Below are 26806 nucleotides of genomic sequence, written 5' to 3'. Positions count from 1 at the left end.
AAATGATATCGGAAAAAATCAATATTTCACTGGATCATCCTATCATGAAGGGCCATACGGTCTTTGGTGAAGCGGTATTGCCCGGTCTTAGTTATATCGATTTGATTTATCAGGTTTTTCAGGAGCACGGTTATTTATACAATGAGCTCGAACTGAAGCATGTCACGATTTATCAGCCTTTAACCGTCAGTGAAACGGCTGCAATCATTCTGACCATTCAATGTTCTGAAAGCGGAGATGGAAAGTGGCTCATCTCCCTTTCCGGACAGAAACAGCAAGATGACGAGCTGTCAGACAATATACAATATGCGACGGCTGAAATGGTAAAAAGAGACGCAGTCACATTTGACGAAACCATTAATTTCGGCGAGCTGAAGCAGTCAGTCCGATCTCTGGATCTTGATGACATGTATAACCGCTGCCTGGGTCATGACCTGGTCCATTCCGGGATGATGAAATCGAGCGGACGATTGTACGAAACAGAAGACGGCATGCTGGCTGAGCTTTCTTGCGAAGAAGGAAAGGATTTCTTTTTATTCCATCCCGCCCTTTTGGATGCGAGCGGCATCGGGGCGAGCGGTTTGCTTTCTGAAACAAACCGGCTTCACCTGCCTTTATATTATGAATCGTTCAAAGCCGCCGGCAGGCTTCAATCAGAGTGCACGGCGCGTATTGCCGCTTCCGGCGTCCGTCAGGAAAAAGAACTTACAACGATGACAATCGAGTACTTCAGCCGTTCCGGACAGAAGGTGGCTGAGCTTAAAAACATGACGGGAAAAGCGGTTCGGCTCGAAGAAAACGGGTACGCAGCAGGACAGAATAAACAGGATGCAAAAGAGCCGGAAAGCGCAGATGAAAAAGACATCATTCTGTTTTTGAAGAAGCTTTTGGCTGATAAGCTTGGTCAGCCTTGGGAGACGCTGGACGTTCTTGCCGGCTACTACGAGCTCGGGCTGGATTCATCTTCTTTGCTTGAGGTTGTGCAGGATATCAGTAAAAAGGCGGGTGCGGAACTCGCGCCCACTCTTCTCTTTGAATATACGAATATAAAAGAACTGGCAGCCTATCTGAAAAAGACCGTTTCATTTGAATATGCGGAACGTGCAGCCGAATCACCGGGCGTGCCAGAACATCATGAAAACACCGGTGACATTGCGATTATCGGAATGGCCGGCCGCTATCCGAAAGCGAAAAATGTGGCGGAGTTTTGGGAAAACCTAAAGGCGGGCACGGATTGCATCACTGAAGTTCCGAAGTCCCGCTGGGATTGGAAAACATATAAAAACGTAACGTCCCCATCTGGAAAGACCGTATCAAAATGGGGCGGTTTCATCGACGATGCCGACTGCTTCGATCCGCAGTTTTTCAGAATCTCACCGCGTGAGGCGGAAATGATGGACCCGCAGGAACGCCTGTTTTTAGAAACCTGCTGGGAAACGATTGAAGACGCGGGGTATACGCCTGAAACGCTTGGAAATAAAGGGGCGAAACAGCATCCGATCGGCGTTTTTGCAGGAGTGATGCATAAAGATTATTCCTTAATCGGCGCAGAACAATTATCGGAAACGGATCCTTTTCCGGTTTCGCTGAATTATGCGCAGATCGCCAACAGAGTGTCCTATTATTGTGACTTCCACGGGCCGAGCATCGCGGTCGATACCGTTTGTTCCTCATCATTGACCGCCGTTCATCTGGCGATTGAAAGCATCCGCCGCGGCGAATGTGAAGCCGCGCTTGCGGGAGGGGTGAACTTGTCGCTCCACCCGGCGAAATATCTGAGCTACGGAAGCGTCGGCATGCACTCAAGCGACGGCCGCTGCCGCACGTTCGGCGAGGGCGGTGACGGCTATGTTTCCGGAGAAGGAGTCGGTGCGGTATTACTCAAGCCGCTGGAAAAAGCCGAACAGGACGGCGACCGGATTTACGCGGTCATTAAAGGAAGCGCCGTTAATCACGTCGGGAAAGTAAGCGGGATTACCGTCCCGAGCCCTGCTGCACAGGCAGAAGTCATTAAGACATGTCTGAAAAAAGCAGGGATCAGCCCGCGGACCGTCAGTTATGTGGAAGCTCATGGAACGGGCACTTCGTTAGGTGACCCGATTGAAATTGAAGGTCTGTCAAAAGCGTTCAGCGAAGGGACGCAGGATCAGCAATTTTGTTCCATCGGTTCAGTCAAATCAAATATCGGCCATGCAGAATCGGCGGCGGGCATCAGCGGATTAACAAAGGCGGCGCTGCAGCTTCATCACAAAACGCTTGTCAAATCTCTGCATTCAGCGGAATTAAATCCATACGTGAAATTGGAGAAGTCTCCTTTTTACGTACAGCAGCAGACTGCTCTTTGGAAGCAGCCGGCAGCGGAAGAAAACGGAAAAGTCACGTATTATCCGCGCCGGGCCGGGCTCAGTTCCTTCGGGGCATCAGGTTCGAATGCCCATATCATTTTAGAAGAATACATTCAGCCGGAACACAAAGCGCCTGCACCTGAGAACGATGCAGCCAAAATCATCCCGCTGTCCGCAAGAAATAAAGACAGGCTTCTGGCCTATGCGGAAAAAATAGCCGGGTCGCTTTCCGAAAAGACGGTGCTGTCTGAACTGGCTTACACGCTTCAGACAGGACGCGAAGCAATGGAGGAGAGAGCTGTCTTCCTTGCAAATGACACCAGCGAATTGAAGCAAAAGCTGAATGATTTCGTAAAAGGAAATGAAAACATCCCCGGATTTTGGCGCGGACAAGCCGAGATGCCGGAACTGAGCGAACCTGCTCCTGAAACAGATGATCCGATACAGCTTGCAGGTTTATGGGCAGAAGGGAAAACAGTAGATTGGAATAAGCTGTACGATGCGGATAAACCGCGTAAAACAAGCGTTCCGACATATCCGTTTGCAAAAGAGCGCTATTGGATTCCGCAGCAGAAAAAACACGGGAAAAGCCTGTCAGGCACTGTGCTGCATCCGCTTTTACAAGAAAATACGTCAGATTTTTCACAGCAGCGTTTTACTTCTCTTTTTACGGGAGATGAATTTTTCCTGTCTGACCATGTCGTCAACGGTCAAAAAATTCTGCCCGGTGTCGCCTATTTAGAAATGGCCGCAGAGGCGGTGAAAAAGGCCGCGGCTGTGACGGACAAAGGCCATAGCGTCACACTCAGACAGGTCGTTTGGGTCCGGCCGGTCATGATTGAAAACAAACCGAAGGAAATACATATTGCCCTTTATCCAGAAGATAACGGTGAGATTACCTATGAAATATACAGTGAGGCAGAAGTAAACGGCGAAGATCCGGTTATTCACAGCCAAGGTGAAGCGGTCATTACTGCACAGGGCAGTGCTCAGTTAGATATTGAGTCTGTCAAGGCTTCCTGCGATTTAGGGATCGTGACGGAGGAAGAATGTTACAGTGCTTTTGAAAAGATCGGCCTGGATTACGGAGAGGCATACAGGGGCGTACAGCAATTGCTGATCGGGGAAGACCGGTTACTGGCCCGTATTTCACTCCCGGCTTCCGTTCAAGACGATAAAGAGCTGTATACGCTTCACCCGAGTATAATGGACGCCGCTTTTCACGCCTCCGTCGGTCTGCTTGTCCGCTCGATTCATGACGATGCAGACAGTCACGAGCTTTCTTTGCCGTTTGCGATGCAGGAAGTGGAAGTGTTCGGGCCGTGTCCTGAACAGATCTGGTCATATATCCGGTACACAGAAGGCAGCAAAGCAGATGACAACGTAAGAAAATTTGATATTGATATGTGCGATGATGCCGGTACGGTTTATGTTCGAATGAAAGGCGCATCCGTCCGGGCGCTTGAACCAAGCCAAACAGCAGTCGGTAAAACCCCAGAGGCTCCTGTCGGCCATACGATGATGATTCCGGCATGGGAGCCCGCTGCACTTATAAATACCGGGAAAGCGATAACGGCGGATAAGCAGACTGCTGTTTTCGGAGGAACTGACAGAAGCCATGCGCGCATCAAAGAGCATCTGCCGAATGCTTCTTACTATCCAATCAGAAGCACGGATGATATCACATCTCTTACGCACTTGCTTGAAGGACAAAAAGAACTGGAGCAAATCATTTGGCTCGCGCCGCAGGCTGAGAGTGCTGACATCCTTAAGGAACAGGAGCGCAACGTTTTTCATGTGTTCAAGCTGATGAAAGCTTTGCTTGCCTTAGGATACGGAGAGAAACATTTGGACTGGTGCTTCGTCACAGCAAATGCCCAGCCGTTTTCAGATCAGGACAGCGCTGATCCGTCACAAGCAGCGGTCAGCGGACTTGCCGGGACAATGGCGAAAGAATATCCGCATTGGAATATCCGCATGATTGACACAGAGACGGACGGCATCTGGCCGATCGGCGAGGCGCTTTCTCTTTCTGCCGGGAAAAACGGAAGAGTTTGGGCATACCGCAATGAAGAGCTGTATGAGCGGCAGCTGATACCGCTTGACAATATGCCGAAAAACGGCACCCTGTACCAAACAGGCGGGGTTTATGCCGTGATCGGAGGCGCCGGGTATCTCGGTGAGGCATGGAGTGAATATATGATCCGCCGCTACAAAGCGCGCGTCATTTGGATCGGAAGAAGCACGCTGAATGATTCGATACAGGCGAAACTCGACCGGCTCAGCGCATTCGGCCCGGCGCCTGAATATGTTTCCGCCGATGCCGCTGACAGGGCTTCCTTAGAGCGGGCTTATCGGCTCATAAAAGAGCGTCACACAAAAATTAACGGTGTCATCCACTCGGCAATGGATCTGTCTGAGCAAAGCTTAAATAATATGGAGACGGAAGAGTTCAAATCGGTGCTGCGGGCAAAAGCCGATGTAAGTGTGTCCATGGCGGAGGTATTTGGACGGGAGCCGCTTGACTTTGCGCTCTTCTTCTCCTCGCTTGTGGCATTTATCCATAATGTGAAACAAAGCCATTATGCCGCAGGGTGCGCCTTCAGTGACGCATTTGCGAAGGAACTTGCTCAGAAATGGAACTGCCCGGTCAAAGTCATGAATTGGGGCTACTGGGGCAGCAGCGAGGCGGCTGAAGACGGCAATTTTATTCAGCTGATGGATCAGATCGGATTGGGATTGATCGAACCGGACGCAGCGATGGAGGCGCTTGAAACCCTTATGACGCTTCGGGTTGAGCAGGCTGCTTTCATTCATACGACAAAACCTGTCGCAGTAGAGGGTATGAATGAACGAGAAAAGATGTCTGTTTATCCGCCTCAGCCGCTTGTATCCGGACAACAGCTGAAGGTTGCTCCGCCGGGCGCACGTCTTGTAAGAGAGACCGGGCATCAGGAGCTTGATGGTTTTCTGTATCAGCTATTGATCGCCCAGCTAAAAGAGGCGGACTTGCTGACGCCGCAAAGCCTTAAAGCGTATAAGCCTGAACACGGCTATTTTAAAAAATGGCTCAATCAAACGATCGCCTTTCTGCTGGAACACGGCTATCTGGAAGGGGATGCCGATTCATTTACACTGTCAGCCCGCGCTGAAAACACAACCGCCTCGTTATGGCGGAAGTGGGAGCAGGAAAAGGCGGAATGGCTCAATCATGCCGATACAAAAGCGATGACTGTTTTGGCCGAGACGATGCTTAAAGCACTGCCGGACATTCTTCGCAAAAACGTGCCGGCGACAGACATCATGTTCCCGCACTCTTCAATGGAACTCGTTGAAGGAATTTATAAACACAACCAAGTTGCGGATTACTTCAACGGCGCCCTGTCAGATACTTTAACGGCCTATGTGAAAGAAAACATCAGTAAAAATCCAAAAGCCGAGATCCGCATCCTGGAAATCGGAGCGGGCACTGGCGGCACAAGCGCAGGCATATTTGAAAAGCTTAAGCCGTATCAAAACCATATCAAAGAGTACTGTTACACCGATGTATCGAAAGCTTTTCTCGTGCATGCGGAGACAGAATACGGCAAACAGAATCCTTATCTGACTTATAAACTTTTTAATGCAGAAGAACCGCTTTCCGGTCAGGACATAGAGCCGGGCGCATACGACATCGCCGTTGCCGCCAATGTGCTCCACGCGACAAAAGACATACGACAGACGCTGAGAAACGCCAAAGCCGTTTTAAAAGACAACGGTTTGCTGCTCTTAAATGAGATGGCGGGCAACAGCCTGTTCCCGCATATTACTTTCGGTCTGCTTGAAGGCTGGTGGCTGCATGAAGATTCCGGCCTTCGAATTCCGGGATGCCCGGGCTTGTATCCGGAAAGCTGGAAGCGCGTGTTAGAAAGTGAAGGCTGGCATTCTGTCTTCTTCCCGGCAGAAGCGGCACATGAATTAAGCCATCAGATTATAGCGGCAAAAAGCAATGGCATTGTGCGCCAAAAAACGCTTAAAGCTGAGGCCGGAAAACGGACCGCACCGCCAAAAGCGCCCGAACTTCAACCGCGAACAACGGCCGAAAAAAGCACAGCCTTAACAGAAAAAAGCACCGAGTACTTGAAAACGTTAATCGGAGAAACGTTAAAAATTCCGCCGGCTCAAATTGATCCGAAAGCGCCGCTTGAAAAATACGGAATTGATTCTATCGTCGTCGTACAGCTGACAAATGCGTTACGAAATGTGTTAGACCAAGTCAGCAGTACCTTATTTTTTGAATACCAGACGATTGAGGCTCTCGTCGGCCACTTAATCAAAACGAAAAAAGACGAGATGATCAAACTGACGGGACAAACGCCTGTTCAGGAAGAACCGGCGGCATCAAAACCGCAGGCTGTACAGCCGGCTAAGCCGCTTCGCACTGACTGGCGGCGGAAAGAAAAACAGACAGCCAAAGAGACCGTCCGGCAAAGTTCAGTTCGCGACGTGGCGATTATCGGCGTATCCGGCCGCTACCCGCAGGCCAAAACCGCGGCTGAGCTTTGGGCAAACATTAAAAAAGGAAAAAACTGCATAGAAGAAATCCCGCGGGAGCGCTGGAACTGGCAGGATTACTACGATGAAGAAAAAGGGAAAGAAGGCTCTATTTATACGAAATGGGGCGGCTTCATTGAGGATATGGACAAGTTCGACCCGCTGTTCTTTCAGATTTCTCCTTTGGAAGCGGAGCGAATGGACCCGCAGGAGCGATTATTTTTAGAAACGGCGTATGCGAGTATCGAGGATGCCGGCTATACGCCTGACAACCTGTGCCAAAGCAGAAAAATCGGCGTTTTTGCCGGAGCCATGAACAAAAACTACCCGACAGGCTACGGCTACTGGTCCATTGCCAATAGAGTATCTTACCTTTTTGATTTCCAAGGGCCGAGCATTGCCGTTGATACAGCCTGCTCTTCTTCCTTGACGGCCATTCATCTGGCGCTTGAGAGCCTATACAGCGGTTCAAGCGAATGCGCGATTGCCGGCGGCGTAAACCTTGTAACCGACCCGGTCCATTATATGAATCTGTCAGTCATGAACATGCTTTCTGCAAGCGACACGTGCAAATCGTTCGGAGACCGCGCGGACGGTTTTGTCGACGGAGAAGGGGTTGGCGCGGTCGTATTAAAGCCGCTGGAGCAAGCGATCGCCGACAACGATCACATTTACGGTGTAATTAAAGGAAGCGCCATTAACAGCGGGGGCAAAACGAACGGCTACACCGTTCCGAATCCGAATGCGCAGGCCGCCTTAATAAAAGAAGCTTTCGAAAGGGCAAACGTCCCGGCGCGCACCGTCAGTTATATTGAAGCCCACGGCACGGGGACCGCATTAGGCGATCCGATTGAAATCGCCGGATTAACGAAAGCATTTGAAGAGGATACAACAGACAAACAGTTTTGCGCCATCGGCTCTGCGAAATCAAATATCGGCCATTGTGAAAGCGCCGCAGGCATTGCGGGTCTGACAAAAATATTATTCCAGCTGAAAGACCGCCAAATTGCGCCGTCCCTGCACGCGAAAGAGCTGAATCCGAATATTGAGTTCGCGTATACGCCGTTTGCCGTTCAACAGGAGCTCGGTGAGTGGAAGCGTCCCGTCATCGGCGGAAAAGAGCTTCCGAGAAGGGCCGGGTTAAGCAGCTTCGGCGCGGGGGGAGCAAACGCCCACCTCGTCATAGAAGAATATATGGCAGACAAAGAACCTGATGAGACGCCGGCAGATCAGCCTGCCATCATCGTTCTGTCTGCGAAAAACAGCGAACGGCTCACCGAAAAAGCAAAACAGCTTAGAGACGCCGTCCGTGAAAAAAGATACAGCGGCTGTGACCTTATGAGCATAGCCTATACTCTCCAGACGGGCCGTGTGCCGATGGAAGAGCGCCTGGGCTTTATTGTTCATTCACTGCCTGAACTTGAAGAAAAACTGAATGGATTTATCGCCGGACAAGACAGCGCCGGACTGCACCGCGACAGCACGGAAGAAAACAAACGGATGCTTGCCGTATTTGCGGCCGATGATGACATGGAAACCATCATAGACGCTTGGATCAGCAAACGGAAATATTCTAAGCTGCTTGAGCTTTGGGTAAAAGGATTGGACATCGATTGGGCGAAATTATACGGAGACCGTCCTCCGGTTCGCATCAGCCTGCCTGCTTATCCGTTTGCGAAAGAACGCTTTTGGCATCAGCCGCCTGTACAAAGTAAAACAGCGCCCGTTAAGGCGCCGGCTGATGAAAGTGATCCGGCCGAGCAGTTTGAAGTGATGGCTTTTAGAGAAGTCCTTAAAGAACAGGCTCTGCCTGCTGCCGGAGAAAAGAAAATCAAAACGGTGATTTCTTTCTTAACGGATCAGAAGAAGCAGCAGGAAGCCGTCTCTGTGATCAAATCGTATGACAGTGAAGCTGACGTTATTTTTATCGCTCAGGGAAACCGGTACGAGGGCTTAACAGCCGGCCGCTGCCAAGTGGTGCGGGAAGATCCGCAATCATATGTAGACGCTTTTGCGGACATTCAAAAAGAGTACGGTGAAGCATCTGCCATTTTGTATTTATGGGCGCTTGAAGATAAAAGCTGCATCGAAGATTTTTCATGTATCGTCTATATTCTCAAGGCTATGGCTGAGACCGGTCTGCAGCCGGAAAGACTGTTACTGGCGGGTGAATATGCATCCGGTCTGGAAAAATGCTACTTGGAATCATGGATCGGCTTTGAGCGTTCGCTCGGCATGGTTCTCCCGAAAACGGACATTACCGGCCTCTTCAGAAAAGCCGGCGCAGCCATGACAGACTGGATGGGAACCATTTGGGACGAGCTGAAAGCTGAAACAGACCACACCGTTTTCTTGGAACAAGGGAAACGATATGTCTATCACACTGAACCGACTGGATTGACAAAAGAAAACAGCAGGATCAGAACCGGGGGCACATATCTCATTACGGGCGGATTAGGAGGGCTCGGCTACTTATTTGCCCGCCGCCTCGCCCGGAATTATCAGGCAAATGTCATTCTCACGGGGCGGTCGCCGATCAATGAAGAGAAGAAAGAAAAAATGAAAGAGCTGGAAAATCTCGGCGCGGGTGTTCTTTACGCCGAAGCCGATGTTTGTGATCCGATCGGGATGGGCGACTGCATCAAACGCGCGAAAGAACGATTCGGAGCCATTCACGGCGTCATTCATGCGGCTGGCATCGAAAGCAGAACATCCGTCTTTGAAAATGAAATCGGGAACTTCCGCAATACGCTTGAACCGAAAATAAACGGAAGCCTGCTTCTTGACGAGTGGCTGAAAAACGAAACCTTGGACTTCATCTGCTACTTTTCATCCACATCGGCTGTTTTAGGGGATTTCGGCTGCTGTGATTACGCAGTGGCGAACCGGTTCCAAATGGCGTATGCCCATTATAAAAATGAACAATCAGAAAGCGGAAACGCTTTTGTCATAAACTGGCCGGTCTGGAAAAACGGCGGAATGGCCATCGGCGGTGAAGAGACGACGGGCATGTACCTGAAATCAAGCGGCCAGCGCCTGTTAGAAACAGATGAAGGCATTGAACTGTTTGAGCGCATCATTTCTCAAGACAACACACAGTGCCTTGTCATTGCCGGCAAAAGAAGCCGTGCCGAGCGATTTTTAGGCATCCGGCGGGACGATTCATCAAAAACGGAAGTTCTTTTGGAAACCGTGAGCAGCCGCATCCCGGAAGAAAGCACGGAAAAACGGCTCGAAGCGGATTTGAAAGAGCTGATACACAGTCTGCTGAAAATATCCAAAGATAAGCTCGTCCTGCATAAAAACTGGGCGGAATTCGGATTTGATTCCATCTATTTAGCCAAATTTGCCGCTCTATTGTCGAGCCATTACGGCATTGAAGTCACTCCGGCGTTATTTTACAGCTATGCCACGCTCGGGGACGTTATGAACTACTACCTGACAGAACACAAAGAAACGATCGAAACGTTTTACAGGGCGGAAGAAACCAAAACAGAAGACGCCGCTCCGGAAAGCAAGGAGTATACGGATCAGGAGATCATCGCCATGATGAAACGGGTCTCTGAGGGGACATTGGATTTTAAAAGAGTGCAAGACATCATAGAAGGGAGTAAGACCTATGAATCATAAAGAACTTCTCGATGCCTACAGATCAGGAACGCTCACCATCGCTGAGGTAGAACAAAAGCTTCAGGCTTTCAAGCGGACGACTGCAAAACGTCCGCTTTCCGAAGGCCAGAAAGGTTTGTGGATGCTTCAGAAAATGTTTCCGGAGATGAGCGCATACAACATTCCGTTATGCTTTCGTTTTCAAAAGCTGGATATCGAGACATTCAAAACGGCCCTTTTTTCCGTGCAGCGCCAGCACCCCATTTTGACGAGTGTGATAAAAGAAGACAACGGCCTTCCGTATCAGACAGAAGATACGGGATTGCATTTTCCGATTGAAGAAATAGATCTTTCCGAATTAAGCGGGCGTGACGCTCTTACGTTTATTAAAGAAAAAGCAAAAGAACCGTTCGCGCTTGAAACAGGTCCGCTTTTGCGCGTTCAAGTGTTTCGTCAGGCGAAGCCGATTGTGTTAATCACCATTCACCATATCATCTTTGACGGCGTCTCCCTTATGACGTTTATGTCGGCGCTGCTGGATGCTTATGTAAAAGCAAGCGAAGGCAAAGAACCGGAAATGCTTCAGCAGGCCGCAGATTATCACGACTTTGTGAAATGGGAAAAGGAGCTGCTGGAAAGCGAAAAGGGAAAAATGCATCTCTCTTATTGGAAAAAGCAGCTTGACGGACCGCTTCCGGTGCTTGAGCTTCCGGCGGATTACCCGCGATCATCGGTTCAAACGTGCAGGGGGCAGGCGTATCAGCGCTTGCTTCCTGATGAACTGAACCGGCAGATTAAAGTTTGCGCCCGAAAACATAATGTCAATGAATCCGTTGTGTATCTCGCTATTTTCAAAGGCTTGCTCTATCAATATACGAATCAGGAAGATGTCATCGTCGGCATGCCGACGATGGGGCGTTCTGAGGCTCAATTTGAATCTGTCATCGGCTACTTTATTAATATGATCGCGGTCAGAAGCAGGGAGACGGGCGCCAAATCCTTTAGCGCGTTTTTGAAGGAGCTCCAGCTGACCCTTGCAGAAGGGCTGGACCATGCCGCGTATCCGTTTCCGGCGCTTGTCAAAGAATTGAAGACGGACCGCTCGCCTGCGGTTTCGCCTGTTTTTCAAACCGCGTTTTTCTATCAAAACTTCTTCCAGACAGAAGGAGCGGAAAAGCTTTCGGAACGATATCAATCACTCGGCATTGAAATGATAGAAGACATTCATCAGGAAGGCGAATTTGAGCTTGCGCTTGAAGTCTATAAAAAAGAAACGGGAACCGTCCTGCAATTTCTGTACAACCCGGATGTCTACAGCCCTTCTTTCATCGAACAGATGGCGGAGCATTATATGAAACTGGCAGAAAAGGTGCTTTCTGATCCGGAGATCGCGTTTGATGCCTGCTCCGGCCTGCTCAATCAAAAACGAGACGAAAGCCGTCCATCTCATCTGCCGAATAACCGCTGCATTCATGACGTGTTTGCAGAAAAAGCCGGGCGATACCCTGACAGAGCAGCCGTCACATTCGGTGAGACAAGCCTTACATATCGCGAATTAGATGAACGAAGCACGGCGCTCGCTGTGCATCTGCAAGAAATGGGCGTCACACCGGAATGCCCGGTCGGTATCTGTACGGAGCGTTCTTTTGAGATGGTCATCGGCATCCTCGCCATTTTAAAAGCGGGAGGTGCGTATGTCCCGCTTGACCCGGCTTTTCCAAACGAACGGATGGCACACGTGTTGACTGACAGCGGCGTTTCAATCGTATTAACGCAAGCGAAAACACGCGGCGTGATTGAGCGGTTAACCATCGGCGGCGTGAGCACGGTGGAGATTGAAAACAGCGGACGTCCTGTCAGCGGAGCGAAACTGATGCCGCGTTCAAAACCGCATCATCTCGCTTATATTCTTTATACGTCCGGAAGCACGGGAAAACCGAAAGGCGTCATGGTTGAGCACAGAGCCATCATGAACACACTGCAGTTTTTAGAAGCGGAGTATCCGGTCGCGCATGAGGATGCCTATTTGTTAAAAACGAATTATGTGTTTGACGTTTCAATTTCAGAATTATTCGGCTGGTTTATCGGAAACGGACGGCTTGTCATTTTGCCGCCCGGTGCAGAAAAAAATCCGCAGCTTTGCATGGAATATATCCAGACTCACCAGGTGACGCATCTGAATTTTGCCCCTGCCGTGTTTAATGTATTTTTAGAAACGGTAAAGCGGCATACGGCATTTACAGAAGGCGGTCCTTTGAAATATGTAATGGTGGCCGGAGAGGCGTTTCCGAAAGACTTGGTCAAAAAGTCGGTTTCCATCTTCAAGCATGCCAGAATTGAAAATATATACGGCCCGACGGAAACATCCATTTATGCCGCTTACTACAGCTGCGGTGATAAAGAAATCACAAGCAGAAATACGCCGATCGGAAAACCGATCCAAAACACGCGGCTCTATATCGTCGATGAAAAGCTCAGCCCCGTCCCGGACGGTGTGGCCGGCGAGCTTTGCGTGGCCGGCGCCGGACTGGCCAGAGGCTATTACAATCAGCCTGAGCTGACGGCGGCATCATTTATTGATAATCCGTTTAGTGAAGGTGAAAAGCTTTACAAAACAGGCGATTTGGCCAGATGGCTGCCTGACGGAAATATAGAATATGCCGGCCGTATTGACAGTCAAGTGAAAATCCGCGGCTTCCGCATTGAATTGGGAGCGATTGAAACAAAATTGAGCGAGCATCCGGATATCCTTGATCAGGCGGTTGTTGTGCAGGAAAAGAACGGACATAAAAAGCTGATTGCTTATTATACGGCCCGCTCCGGTCATTCGGCAGATGAAAAAGCGCTCCGCGAACATCTTTTATCGGGTCTGCCGGATTATATGGCGCCTGCCCGTTTTATCCGTCTGGATGCGCTGCCGTTAACACCGAGCGGAAAAGTGAACCGCAAAGACCTGGAACAGCGCAAGGTGATCGTTCACCGGTCTGAAAGGACGGGCAGACTGCCGTTGTCAGAAGCGGAAGCGAAAGTGACCGAAATATGGGAAGACCTTCTGAATACGGCAGGAATCAAAACTGAAGACGGCTTTTTCGATGTGGGGGGCGACTCGCTTCTGGCTGTTGCGGCGGCAGAACGCATTAAACAGGAGCTGGAGTGTGATTTTACCGTTACGGATTTATTCGAACACTCGACGATTCAGGCGATCAGCCGTTTTATTGTTGAAACAAAACAGGCGGATGAACCAGAAACGCCCGGCCAAGATGAGAGAGAAAGGGAACAAACACCGCAAAACGGGATGCCGTCTTACCTTGAAGACAGTGTGGCAATAGTAGGGATTTCCTGTCAGTTTCCCGGTGCGAAAAATCATCATGAGTTCTGGAAGCAGTTAAGAGAAGGAAAGGAAAGCGTCCGTTTCTATTCGGAACAAGAGCTCCGGGAAGCCGGCGTCCCGGAAGATTTGATCGAAAATCCAAACTATGTGCCGGCATTATCGGCGATAGAAGGAAAAGATCTTTTTGATCCTGAATTCTTTCACATTTCTCCGAAAGACGCTGAATTTATGGATCCTCAGCTGCGGCTTCTGCTGCTTCATTCCTGGAAAGCCGTCGAGGATGCGGGATATGTATCCAAAGAGATTCCGAAGACAAGCGTTTATATGTCGGCGAGCAATAATTCGTATCGGTCGCTTTTGCCGGAAAAAACAACAGAAGGCCACGAATCACCTGACGGCTATGTGTCATGGGTGTTAGCGCAGAGCGGCACGATTCCGACGATGGTTTCCCATAAGCTCGGATTAAAAGGGCCAAGCTATTTCGTTCATTCCAATTGCTCGTCATCACTGGTCGGTCTTTATTCAGCCTGCAAAAGCATAACGAGCGGAGAATCAGAATACGCGCTCGTCGGCGGAGCAACTCTGCATGCTTCGACCAGCATCGGCTATGTGCATCAAGCCGGATTGAATTTTTCAAGCGACGGGCATGTCAAGGCATTTGACGCTTCAGCCGACGGTATGGCGGGCGGAGAAGGAGCGGCCGTCATTCTGCTGAAAAAGGCGTCACAAGCCGTACAGGACGGTGATCACATATACGCCGTGCTCAGAGGCATCGGTCTGAACAATGACGGAGCGGATAAAGTCGGTTTTTACGCACCGAGTGTAAAAGGCCAGACGGACGTTATCCAGCATGTTTTAGACAGCACGGGCGTTCACCCGGAGACCATTTCTTACATTGAAGCGCACGGCACAGGAACGACGCTGGGTGACCCGATTGAAATGTCTGCTTTGCAGCAAGTGTATAAACGTTACACGGATCGGGAGCAGTATTGCGGGATCGGCTCCGTAAAAACAAATATCGGCCATCTGGATACAGCAGCGGGCCTTGCCGGATGTATTAAAGTTGCGTTGAGTTTATATCATCAGGAGCTGGCGCCTACCCTTAATTACACATCACCGAATCCGAATATCACATTCAGCGGTTCGCCGTTTTATGTGGCGGACAAGAGAAAACCGCTTCCGGAGAGAGACACGCCGCACCGCGCAGCGTTAAGCTCATTCGGACTCGGAGGAACAAACGCACACGCCATTTTTGAACAGTATGAAAACAAAACGATCAGCGGATCAAATGACGGACAGCAGCCTTATATCGTTCCGCTCTCAGCGAGAAATCACGAGCGTCTGACTGCCTATGCGTCTTGTCTTTCTGACTTTCTGAATGACGCCGAAAACGATGTATCCTTGCATGATCTGGCATTTACGTATCAGACCGGACGTGAAGCGATGGAAGAGAGAGCCGTTTTTATCAGTCATGATCGTCACGATTTGAAGCGGCAGCTGCAGGATTTCATCAATGGCAATGACCAAAACATCTTACGGGGCGAAAAGGTGAGAAATAAAGAAGCGTCATCTCAGGAGCTGGATGAGATTGCGGCATGTCAGACACGGGATGAAAAGCTGAAAGCACTTGCGGCGCTTTGGATAGAAGGAGTGCGTGTCGATTGGGGTTTATTGTATGAGGATTCCGCGCCGCAAAAAATCAGTGCGCCGACCTACCCGTTCGCAGAGGAGCGCTTCTGGCCGGAAGAAACCGTGAAGCAAACAGATGCGAAGCTTTTGCATCCGCTGGTACATCAGAATACATCTGTTTTGCAGGAGCAGCGATTCAGTTCGGAATTCACGGGAAAAGAGTATTTTATTGCCGAGCATATCATTAAAGGAATGGCGATCGTGCCGGCTGCCGTCACCCTTGAGATGGCACGGGCCGCGGCGGAGAGAAGCATCGGCGGGGTAACAGACGAATCTCTGGGCCTGCGTTTAAAGAATATCGTATGGGTCCGCCCGGTGATAGCCGATCAGGAGGCTGTCCGTGTTCATATCGGACTTTATGAAGAAGAAGACGGGCAGATTCAATACAGAATGTACGGCGGGAATGATTCAAGCGGTGAAGCAGACCTTCTTTATAATCAGGGCATCGCTGAAATCATCCGGAAAGAACCGGAAGAAACAGCGGATCTTGATGAGCTGAAGCGCCGATGCACGCAGGGAACAATCGAATCTCAAGCGTTTTACAAAGGAATGATCGGAGCTGATTACGGGCCGGGCTACAAAGGTGTCCAGCTTGTATACAAAGGCGAAGACCGGATGCTTGCTAAATTGAAGCTTCCTGAATCCGTCTCTCATACAAAAGCTGATTATATCCTTCATCCGAGTATGATGGATGGTGCGCTTCAGGCCGCCGAATATTTGCAGAACGTGACAAGAGCGCAACTTGCAGAAAGCGGAGAACCATTCAAAGCCGCATTGCCGTTTGCTTTAGAGGAGCTGGATGTTCTGAAGCCATGCGCTGATGACATGTGGGTGCACGTCACATTCAGCGCGAACAATAAAGCCGGCGATCCTATTCAAAAAGCCGATATTGATTTATATGACCATAACGGCGTGCTTTGTGTGCGGATGAGAGGTTTCTCAACCCGGATCATGGAAGAAAACGCGGGTGCCGGCGTTTCGGTCAGCCGTACCGAGATATTGCTGGCTGAACCGGTCTGGAAAGAGCAGCCGGAACCGGCGGACCGCGAGCCGTCGTATGAACAGCATATCATTTTCCTCTGTGAGTACGATGAGGCCGTTAAACAAGCCGTCGAATCAAAGCTTGAACATGCAAGCGTCTTGATCTTGGACGAGCGTCCCGCATCCATTGCAGAGCGGTATCATTCTTATGCGGGCCAGCTGTTTGCCCGTATGAAAACCATCATGAAAAATAAGCCGAAAGGCCGCATCCTTCTTCAGGCTGTCACGCGGTCAGCGGGCTTACAGCAGGTGTTCTCAGGCATTACCGGTCTTTTCAAAACGGCATGTCTTGAACAATCCAAGCTGATCTGCCAAATGATAGAAGCCGATGAGAAAGAAAGTGCTGAAGGTATCGCGGAAAAAGCGGCGGAAAACCGCAGGCATGCCGAAAGCGTCCATGTGAAATATGAAAACGGCAAGCGCTTTGCCGCTGATTGGAAAGAGCTGGACATTTCTGAAGCGGGGCCTGACATTCCGTGGAAAGATGAAGGCGTTTATCTCATTACAGGAGGTGCGGGAGGTTTAGGTCTGATCTTTGCAAAAGAGATCGCAACCCGCACAAAAGGCGCCGGCATCATATTAACCGGCCGATCCGCTCTCGGAGAAAAGCAGAAAGACATGATGGAAACAGTGCGTGCTGCCGGTGCATCTGTCTTTTACGAGCAGACCGATGTCACAGATGAAGCAGAAGTATACCGTCTCATCCGCAATATCCGCAAACGGCACGGCAAGCTGGACGGGATTGTACACAGTGCCGGTGTTATTAAAGACAACTACATGGTGAAGAAGACGGCGGAGGAATACCAAGACGTTCTCGCTCCGAAAGTGAAGGGTCTTGTCTATCTTGATGAAGCGTCACAGCACGAGAAATTAGATGTCTTTATTGTCTTTTCCTCCTTATCGGGTGTGCTTGGAAGCGTCGGGCAAGCTGACTATGCGTCCGCAAACGTCTTTATGGAGATGTATGCCGAGTACCGCCGTTCTTTGCAAGCCGCAGGACAAAGATACGGAAAGACGCTTTCTGTCAGTTGGCCGTTATGGAAAGAAGGCGGAATGCAGGCAGGAAAGCAGACAGAAGATATGCTGATGCAGGAGGCGGGAATCGCACCGCTCGGCACAGAAGCCGGCATCAAGGCCTTATATCAAGGCTTGATGAGCGGGACAGCCCGGATGACGGTTCTTGAAGGAGATGTGAAAACCATGAAAGAAAAGCTGTTCCGCAAAGAAGATGAACGTCCGGAAGCAGAGACCCGCTTACGTCATGACATTGATGCTGACAGCCTGCTTGAAAAAGTGAAGCATCTGTTAAAACAGCAGACGGCCTCACTGTTAAAAGTGAAGCTTGACAACATTGATCCTCATGAAGAAATGACAAAATACGGGCTTGACTCAATTTCGATGACCGAGTTTACAAACCGGTTAAACAAAACGTACCGGCTCACGTTAACACCGACGATTTTCTTTGATCATCCGACGATCCATGAATTCGCTGTTCATTTAATCGGTGAATATGAAGAGGAATTCGCGGGACGTTTTGCGGTAAATACAAAAACGGTCCAATCACAAAGACCGGTAAAAGAGGCTCAAAACACACGCCCGTCCGTTAAGCGCCGCCGCACTCTGCCTGAGACACTGCCGCAGACAGTGCAGCGGAACCAAAAGCCGGAGCCGATCGCAATCGTAGGCATCAGCGGGATTTTCCCGATGGCCGAAGACATTGAAGCTTACTGGCAGAACCTGAAAGAAGGCAAAGACTGCATGACCGAGATTCCGAAAGACCGCTGGGACTGGCGGGACTACTACGGGGATCCTGCAAAAGAAGCCAATAAAACAAACGTCATCCAGGGCGGATTTATTGACGGAATTGCAGAGTTTGATCCGTTATTTTTCGGAATCTCGCCCCGGGAAGCGGAACAGATGGACCCTCAGCAGCGTCTCTTGCTGACGTATGCGTGGAAAGCGATTGAAGATGCCGGATATGCATCAAAGAGTCTCTCAGGCACAAAAACAGGTGTGTTTATCGGGACTGGAAATACCGGTTACGGATCTCTTTTAGCCAACGCCGATGCGACGATTGAAGGGTCGTCCGCAGCCAATACAAGCCCGTCTGTCGGACCGAACCGTGTCAGCTATACGCTCAATCTGCACGGACCGAGCGAACCGATTGATACGGCATGCTCAAGCTCACTCGTTGCCATACACCATGCCGTTTCTTCAATTGAAGAAGGGACGTGCGACATGGCTTTGGCGGGAGGAATCAACACGATCATTCTTCCGGATGTGTATATCAGCTTTGACAAAGCGGGCGCGCTGAGTAAAGAAGGGCGATGTAAAACATTCTCCGATCAGGCTGACGGTTTTGCCCACGGGGAAGGAGCCGGGCTCTTTTTCCTCAAAAAACTAAAAGCGGCTGAGGCGGATGGAGACCATATTTACGGCGTCATTAAAGGAAGCGCGGTGAATCACGGCGGCCGCGCGGCATCTTTAACAACGCCTAACCCGAAACAGCAGGCGGAAGTCATTAAAGCCGCATACAAAAAAGCGGGCATTGATCCGAAAACGGTCTCTTATATCGAAGCGCACGGCACGGGAACAGAACTTGGAGATCCCGTTGAAATTAACGGTCTGAAGCAAGCATTCAGCTCATTTACAGACGGAAAAGAGAAAGCGTCCGGCTATTGCGGCTTAGGCTCAGTCAAAACGAATATCGGCCATTTATCCCTTGCGGCGGGAGCAGCGGGAATCATTAAAATCTTGCTGCAGATGAAGCATCGGACATTGGTAAAAAGTCTTCATTGTGAGACGGTAAATCCGTACATTCAGCTTGAAGACAGCCCGTTTTATCTGGTGCGGGAAACGATGGAATGGAAGACGCAGACGGACGAACACGGAAACGGCGAGCCGCGCCGCGCGGGCATCAGCTCATTCGGCATCGGAGGGGTAAACGCCCACGTCGTCATCGAAGAATACATTCCGCAAGAAAAAGCGGAAGCAGATGATTCGCATATCAACCCATGTCTTTTCGTTCTATCCGCTAGAAATGAAAAACGCCTGAAAGAACAGGCCGAACAGCTGAAACGTGCGCTTACTGAAAAACGATACGATCAATCCAGCCTCGTTTCTATGGCTTATACCCTCCAAATCGGAAGGGATGCCATGGAAGAACGTCTGGCGGTCATTGCCGGATCTGCAGAAGAACTGCAGGAAAAACTGTCACAGTTTATCACCGGGGATAAGAACGCGGACTTGTACAGAGGAAGAATAGACAAAGGCACGCTGCAAATGCTGACGGAAGATGAAGACATTCAAGAAGCCGTTGAAAAATGGATGGCACGCGGCAAATACGCGAAGCTGCTTGAATTATGGGTCAAAGGGCTGAACGTCAATTGGGCGAAGCTGTACGGAGACCGGCCGCCTAAGAGGATAAGCCTGCCGACATACCCGTTTGCAAAAGACCGCTATTGGGCGGAAAATCGTACCGGAAAACATGAAAAAACAGCCATTGTTTCAGCCGGAAAACAAGACGTGCTGCATCCGCTTCTGCACAGAAATACATCAAACCTTGCCGAACAGCGGTTCAGCTCAATCTACACCGGGGAAGAATTTTACCTTGCGGACCATGTTGTACAAGGCGTGCCGATTTTACCGGGAGTGGCACATCTTGAAATGGCGCGCGCAGCAATGGAACAGGCATCTGAAGTGCCGGCCGGACAAGGAAGCATCAAACTTAAGAATACGGTTTGGGTGCGGCCGATCACCATTGAAGACGAGCCGGTCCATGTCAACATCCGCCTCGTTCCCGATACTGCAAACAATGTTCAATTTGACATTTACAGCGGCCGGGAAACAGATCAGCCGTCCGTTTACAGTCAAGGTTCAGTATCAATCCGCCCTGACGCCAAGGCACCGGTCATTGATCTGCAAAAGCTGAGATCACGATCCGCTGAGGCACCGTTTTCTGCAGACGAAGTGTACGATATGTACCGCAAAATCGGTTTTGATTACGGCCCGGCTTTTCGGGGTGTCAAAGCGATTTATACAGGTGCCGATTTCGTACTGGGCAGACTGTCGCTTGATCCGGCTTGTTCAGACACGGTACGGCAGTATGTCATGCATCCGGGCTTAATGGACTCTGCATTGCAGGCATCAAGCATATTAACCGGAACAAATGATGAAAAGCTGATGCTTCCGTTTGCGGTTCAGGAGCTCGAAGTATTCAGCGCATGCGCTGCCGAGATGTGGGTTTACGCCAGACTTTCCGAAGACCACAAAGCCGGCCAGGTTGAAAAACGCGATCTTGATATTTGTGATGAAAACGGCAAGGTTTGTGTAAGGCTGAAAGGTTTGTCATTCAGAATGGCTGAAAAAGAACCTGAGAAAAAAGAAAAAGCTCCGGAAACGCTCATGCTTGAGCCGGTATGGACCCGAAGCGATGAAACTGCTTTTCAAACGGAACCGGTTTTTGCCCGGCATATCGTGATACTTTGTGACACAGACGCCGGATTGAAACAAGCCGCTGAAGCTGCGGGGGCCGAATGCATTGAACTGACCTCCCCGCACGGGAAAGCTGCGGCGCGCTTCCGTGATTATACAGGACGGATATTGGAGACACTGCAAAAACTGCTGAAGGAAGAGACGGAAGGAGACGTCCTCATCCAGACGGTTCTCTCTAAAACAGATAAGCATCAGCTGCTCTCAGGGATTTCAGGTCTGTTAAAAACAGCCGGTCTGGAACATCAAAAACTGAAAACCCAGCTGATTGAAATAGAACCGGCAGAAAACGGCAGAATCAAAGACATCATCCAGGAAAATAAAACACGGGCTGATGACAGCCATGTCAAATATGAAAAAGGCATCCGATACAGCGCAGATGTCAAAGAAACGGCCGTCTCCGGCGGCAAAGGCAAAATACGCATTCCGTGGAACGACGGAGGCATTTATCTCATTACCGGAGGAGCCGGGGGCTTAGGTTTTATTTTCGCAAAAGAAATCGCCCGCAAAGTCAAAGAGCCGACACTCGTTCTGACAGGCCGTTCCGCGTTAAGCGAGAATCAGCGGAAGCAGCTGCAATCGCTTGAATCACTCGGAGCAAAAGCGGAATACAGACAGGCTGATGTGACAAACGCTCAAACTGCGGCAGAGCTGGTCAATACAATTGAAACGGAATACGGCGGCCTTCACGGCATCATTCACAGCGCGGGTGTGATGAAAGATCAGTATATCGCAAAGAAAACAACCGAAGAGTTTTACAGTGTATTGGCGCCTAAAACCGATGGATTTGTCAACCTTGATGAAGCAACCGAGCATTTAGCGCTGGACTTTTTCATCGTTTTCTCATCTATATCCGGTGTCACCGGGAATGCGGGACAGGCGGATTATGCGGCGGCAAACGCATTTATGGACAGCTATGCGGCATACCGCAACGCGCTGGTTGCGGCAATGTACCGCCACGGGCATACATTGTCGGTCAATTGGCCGCTTTGGAAAGACGGCGGAATGCAAGTCAATGAAGAAATGGCGAAGCTCACCGAAAAAAGAACCGGTGTCGTGCCGATGCGCACTGAAACCGGAATAGAAGCTCTTTACAACGCATGGAGCACAGGGAAAACAAGTGTGCTCGTCATGGAAGGAAACCGCGCCGTCATGCGGGAAAAACTGCTTCAGAAGACGCCTGCAGCCGCTTTTGCACCGGTTAAGAAAACGACGGAGGAAACGCCTGCACCGAAGGACTTGACGGCAAAAATTCAGGAATTGCTGGCAAAAGAAGTTTCCGCACTTCTGAAAATAAACATTGATGAAATCGATATTGAATTGGAGTTCAACCAATACGGATTTGATTCCATTACGCTGACGGAATTCGCCAACAAGCTGAATGACACTTATGAGCTTGATTTGACACCGACCGTATTTTTTGAATATGCGACGATTCAAGCCTTGGCACATCATCTGGCCGAAGACTATCACACACAATTTGCCGGCAGCACACAGCCGAAAGAAGAGAAACAAAGCCGCATAACAGATGACGGCAGCATGAGACTGACAGGGAACAAGCGCTTTGCAAAAACTGCCGTACAGCCTGTTCAGACTGCGGTTGAACATAAACCGGAACCGATTGCCATTGTCGGTATGAGCGGAGTGTTTCCGAAGGCCGCAAATATTGATGAGTATTGGCGCAACTTAGAAGAGGGAACAGATTGCATAACAGAAGTGCCGGCGGACCGCTGGGACTGGCGGGAGTATTACGGTGACCCGCTTTATGAAGCCAACAAAACAAATGTAAAGTGGGGCGGATTTATTGACGGAGTTGCGGATTTTGATCCGCTGTTCTTCGGAATTTCGCCGCTGGAAGCCGAACAAATGGACCCGCAGCAGCGCTTGTTAATGATGTATGCGTGGAAAGCGATTGAAGATGCGGGATATTCCGCTAAAAGTCTTTCCGGCACGAAAACAGGCCTGTACATCGGCACGGGAAATACCGGATACGGCTCACTGTTTTCCGACTTGGATATCGGCGGTGCGTCAGCCGCAAATATGAGTCCGTCAGCAGGACCGAACCGTGTCAGCTATATGCTCAATCTGCACGGGCCGAGTGAACCGATCGACACGGCTTGCTCCAGCTCGTTGGTCGCGATTCATCACGCGGTGTGCGCCATTGAAAACGGGAACTGCGACATGGCGATCGCAGGCGGCGTGAATACCGTCGTCACACCGCAAGGCCACATCGCTTATGACAAAGCCGGCGCGCTGAGCAAAGAAGGGAAATGCAAAACATTCTCCGACAGGGCGAACGGATTTGCCGTCAGTGAAGGTGCCGGAATTCTGTTTTTGAAAAAGCTGTCAGAAGCAGAAAAAGCGGGCGATCATATCTATGGCGTCATTAAAGGCAGCGCGGTTAATCACGGCGGACGCGCGAACTCCTTGACGACACCGAATCCGAAAGCCCAGGCGGAAGTCGTCAGAACGGCTTATGACAAAGCAGGCATTGATCCGAGAACCGTCACTTATATTGAAGCGCACGGAACCGGAACGGAGCTTGGCGATCCGGTCGAAATCAACGGACTGAAATCGGCCTTTCAAAAGCTGTACGAAAAAACCGGCGATCCCGCCGTTTACGCGAGTCACTGCGGTCTGGGCTCGGCAAAAACCAATATCGGCCATTTGTCGCTTGCAGCCGGTGTCGCGGGTGTGATCAAAGTGCTGATGCAGATGAAGCATAAAACACTTGCAAAAAGCCTCCATAGCGAGGTCATCAACCCGTATATCAAACTGAAAGACAGCCCGTTTTACATCGTACAGGAAAAAAGAGAATGGACGGCATTGAAAGACGAAAACGGCAGCGATCTGCCGCGCCGTGCGGGAATCAGTTCTTTCGGCATCGGCGGCGTAAACGCACATGTCGTCATTGAAGAATATATCCCGAGGGAAGAAAGGAAAACAGCCATTTTCACACACCCTCAAATCTTTGTGCTGTCGGCCAAAGAAGAAGACCGTCTGCAGGAACAGGCACACCAGCTGGCACAAGCTTCTTTTACGGATGAGGATCTTACGGGTATTGCTTACACGCTTCAGCAGGGGCGTGATGCCATGGAAGAGAGAGCGGCCGTTATCGCTTCCTCCGCGGAAGAACTGCGGGACAAGCTAAAGAGCTGTGCAAAAGGGAATTATGACGCAGCGGGCATCTATAAAGGGAAAGCGGGTAAAGCCGCGCTGAAATCCATTATGGCAGGCGCAAACGGCGAAGCGGATACAGAAGAACTGATCAGCCGCCGAGAGAATGACAAGCTTGCCGAATTATGGGTGCAGGGTGCCGATATCAAATGGGACGGCCTGTATGCTGATATCAAGCCCCAACGGATGAGTCTTCCTGCTTATCCGTTTGCGAAAGAGCGCTATTGGATCACAGACAACCGGCCGAAAGCAGAGAAACCGCAAGCTGTGCCGACGGCCAAGGTGCTGCATCCGCTGCTCCACGAAAACGTATCGGATTTAACAGAACAGCGGTTCCGATCTGAATTTACGGGGCAGGAGACGATTTTCACCGATCATCTGATTAAAGGCAAACCGGTCATGCCGGGCGTCGCCTACTTGGAAATGGCTCGGGCTGCAGTTGCTCAGGCGGTCAAAGGGCAAAAAGAACGTCCGTCTGTCATCCGTCTGAAAAACATCGGCTGGGTTCGGCCGATTGAAGCGGGAAGCCGCCCGATTGAAACGCAGATCAGCCTCGTTCCAAGGGAAAACGGTGAAATCGTGTATGACATTTACACGGCTTCACAAACAGAAGCAAGCGGCAGGCAAATACACTGTCAGGGGGCTGCCGGCATTCTCGGCGCCGTTGAGACTCCGCATCGTGATATAGGCGCACTGAAAGCTCAATGCAGCCGCAGCATGCTGACTTCTGAGCAGTGTTACGGCTTATTCAGCAAAATTGGCATTGACTACGGTCCCGGACAACAAGGAATCAAGCAGATTCACATCGGAAGCAATCAAGCATTGGCTGAGCTCCGGCTGCCTTCTTTCCTCGAAGAAACGGCAGATCAATACGTTCTTCACCCGTGTATGCTTGATTCAGCTTTGCAAGCGACAATCGGACTGAAGCTGCACGCAGATGATAACCAGCTGTCACTGCCGTTCGCTCTTGAGGAACTGGACATTTTCAGTCCGTGCACGACAAGCATGTGGGCGTATGTCAGCTCCCGGGGAACGGACGAGAAAATACAGCGGCTGGACATTGACTTATGCGATGAGACAGGCCGGGTCTGTGTCAGGATTAAAGGGATTTCTTCCAGAGTGATGGAAGGCTCTGCGCCGGAAACATCATTAAATGGAGCAAACCTTCTGGCTCCGGTATGGGATCTTGCGGAATTCAGTGACCGAAGCCCGGCATATAAGACGGAAGAGGTTGTCTTTATCGCGGGGGATGAGGAGAGCGCAGCTTTTCAATTGCATCATCCTTATGCGAAAAGGCTTCATATCACTCCGGAGGATGAAATAGAGGCTGTTGCAGCAAAAATGAAAGCAAGCGGGCCATTCGGCCATATCGTATGGATCGCCCCTGTTCACAGCGCTGCTGACATGGTGAAAGCTCAGGATACGGGCGTCATCCAGATGTACAGAGTGATCAAGGCCATGCTTGCTTTAGGATATGGAGGCAAGCGAATCAGCCTGACTGCAGTCACCATAAAAACACAGTCCGTACAGCCGGGGGACATCATTGATCCGGCTCACGCAGGCCTTCACGGTTTAATCGGCTCGCTCGCAAAAGAGTATCCGAACTGGCAGACAAGGCTGATTGATGCCGGATGTCCGGAAGATGTTTCAAAGGCGGAGCTGTTCTCGGCGCCGTTCGATGAGCAAGGCAATACTTTGGCGTACCGGAACAATCTCTGGTACAAACAGCGCCTCATTCCTGTACAGCAGCCGGTGTCAAGCCGGCCCGCTTACCAAAAAGGCGGCGTCTATGTCGTCATCGGCGGCGCCGGAGGCATCGGCGAGGCATGGAGTGAATATGCCGTAAAAACGTATCAGGCACACGTCGTTTGGATCGGCAGACGAAAGCATAACGGCCCCATCCAGGAAAAAATCGACAGACTCAGCCAGTTCGGTCCGGCGCCGATTTATATTGAAGCAGACGCGGCAGATCAGGATGAACTCACACGGGCGTATGAAACGATCAAACGCACGTACCCGCAAATTAACGGAATCATCCATTCCGCAATCGTTTTAGAGGATCAGAGCCTGGCAAATATGCCGGAAAGCCGTTTTAAAAGCGTGCTCGCTGCAAAGGTTAATGTCAGCGTGAATATGGCCCATGTTTTCCGAAATGAGCCGCTGGACTTTGCTTTGTTCTTCTCGTCTGTACAATCATTTGCACGAGCGGCCGGACAAAGCAATTACGCCGCCGGATGCAGTTTCAAAGATGCCTTTGCCGCTCATTTGGCTCAAACGCGGCCGTATAAGGCGGCGGTGATGAATTGGAGCTACTGGGGCAGTGTCGGAATCGTCTCATCTGCCGATTATCAAGAACGGATGAAACAGGCGGGAGTCGGATCAATTGAAGCGCCGGAAGCAATGGCGGCGCTTGAACGATTGCTCGGCGGCCCGTTGAACCAGTTCGTCATGATGAAACAGGCGGAAGAGCCTTTGGGAAAACCGGAAGAAATGATAGAAGTATACCCGGAACATCACGGCTCGGCGATGCAAAAACTGCGAAGCTATCAGCCTAAAGTAACTAGACGTGAACAACAATTGAGTTAAGGAG

At 50.4% G+C, this 26806-nt stretch carries 2 protein-coding genes; both read left to right on the top strand.

The window, feature by feature from the left end; genetic code table 11:
• Nucleotides 1-2: 2 nt before the first annotated feature.
• Nucleotides 3-10508, top strand: a complete 10506-nt coding sequence (locus AUL54_RS02005; RefSeq protein WP_060962737.1) for a type I polyketide synthase — start codon at nucleotides 3-5, stop codon at nucleotides 10506-10508.
• A complete protein-coding gene (locus tag AUL54_RS02000) occupies nucleotides 10498-26802 on the top strand; it encodes a non-ribosomal peptide synthetase (RefSeq protein ID WP_060962736.1) in 16305 nt (5434 codons plus the stop codon). Before AUL54_RS02005 ends, AUL54_RS02000 begins: the two co-directional genes overlap by 11 nt.
• The last annotated feature ends 4 nt before the right edge of the window (nucleotides 26803-26806 follow it).

The sequence above is a fragment of the Bacillus sp. SDLI1 genome, from assembly GCF_001553895.1.
GTDB lineage: Bacteria > Bacillota > Bacilli > Bacillales > Bacillaceae > Bacillus > Bacillus siamensis.
Note: the sequence above shows the minus strand (reverse complement) of the source record. Positions and strands in the feature narration are given on the sequence as shown.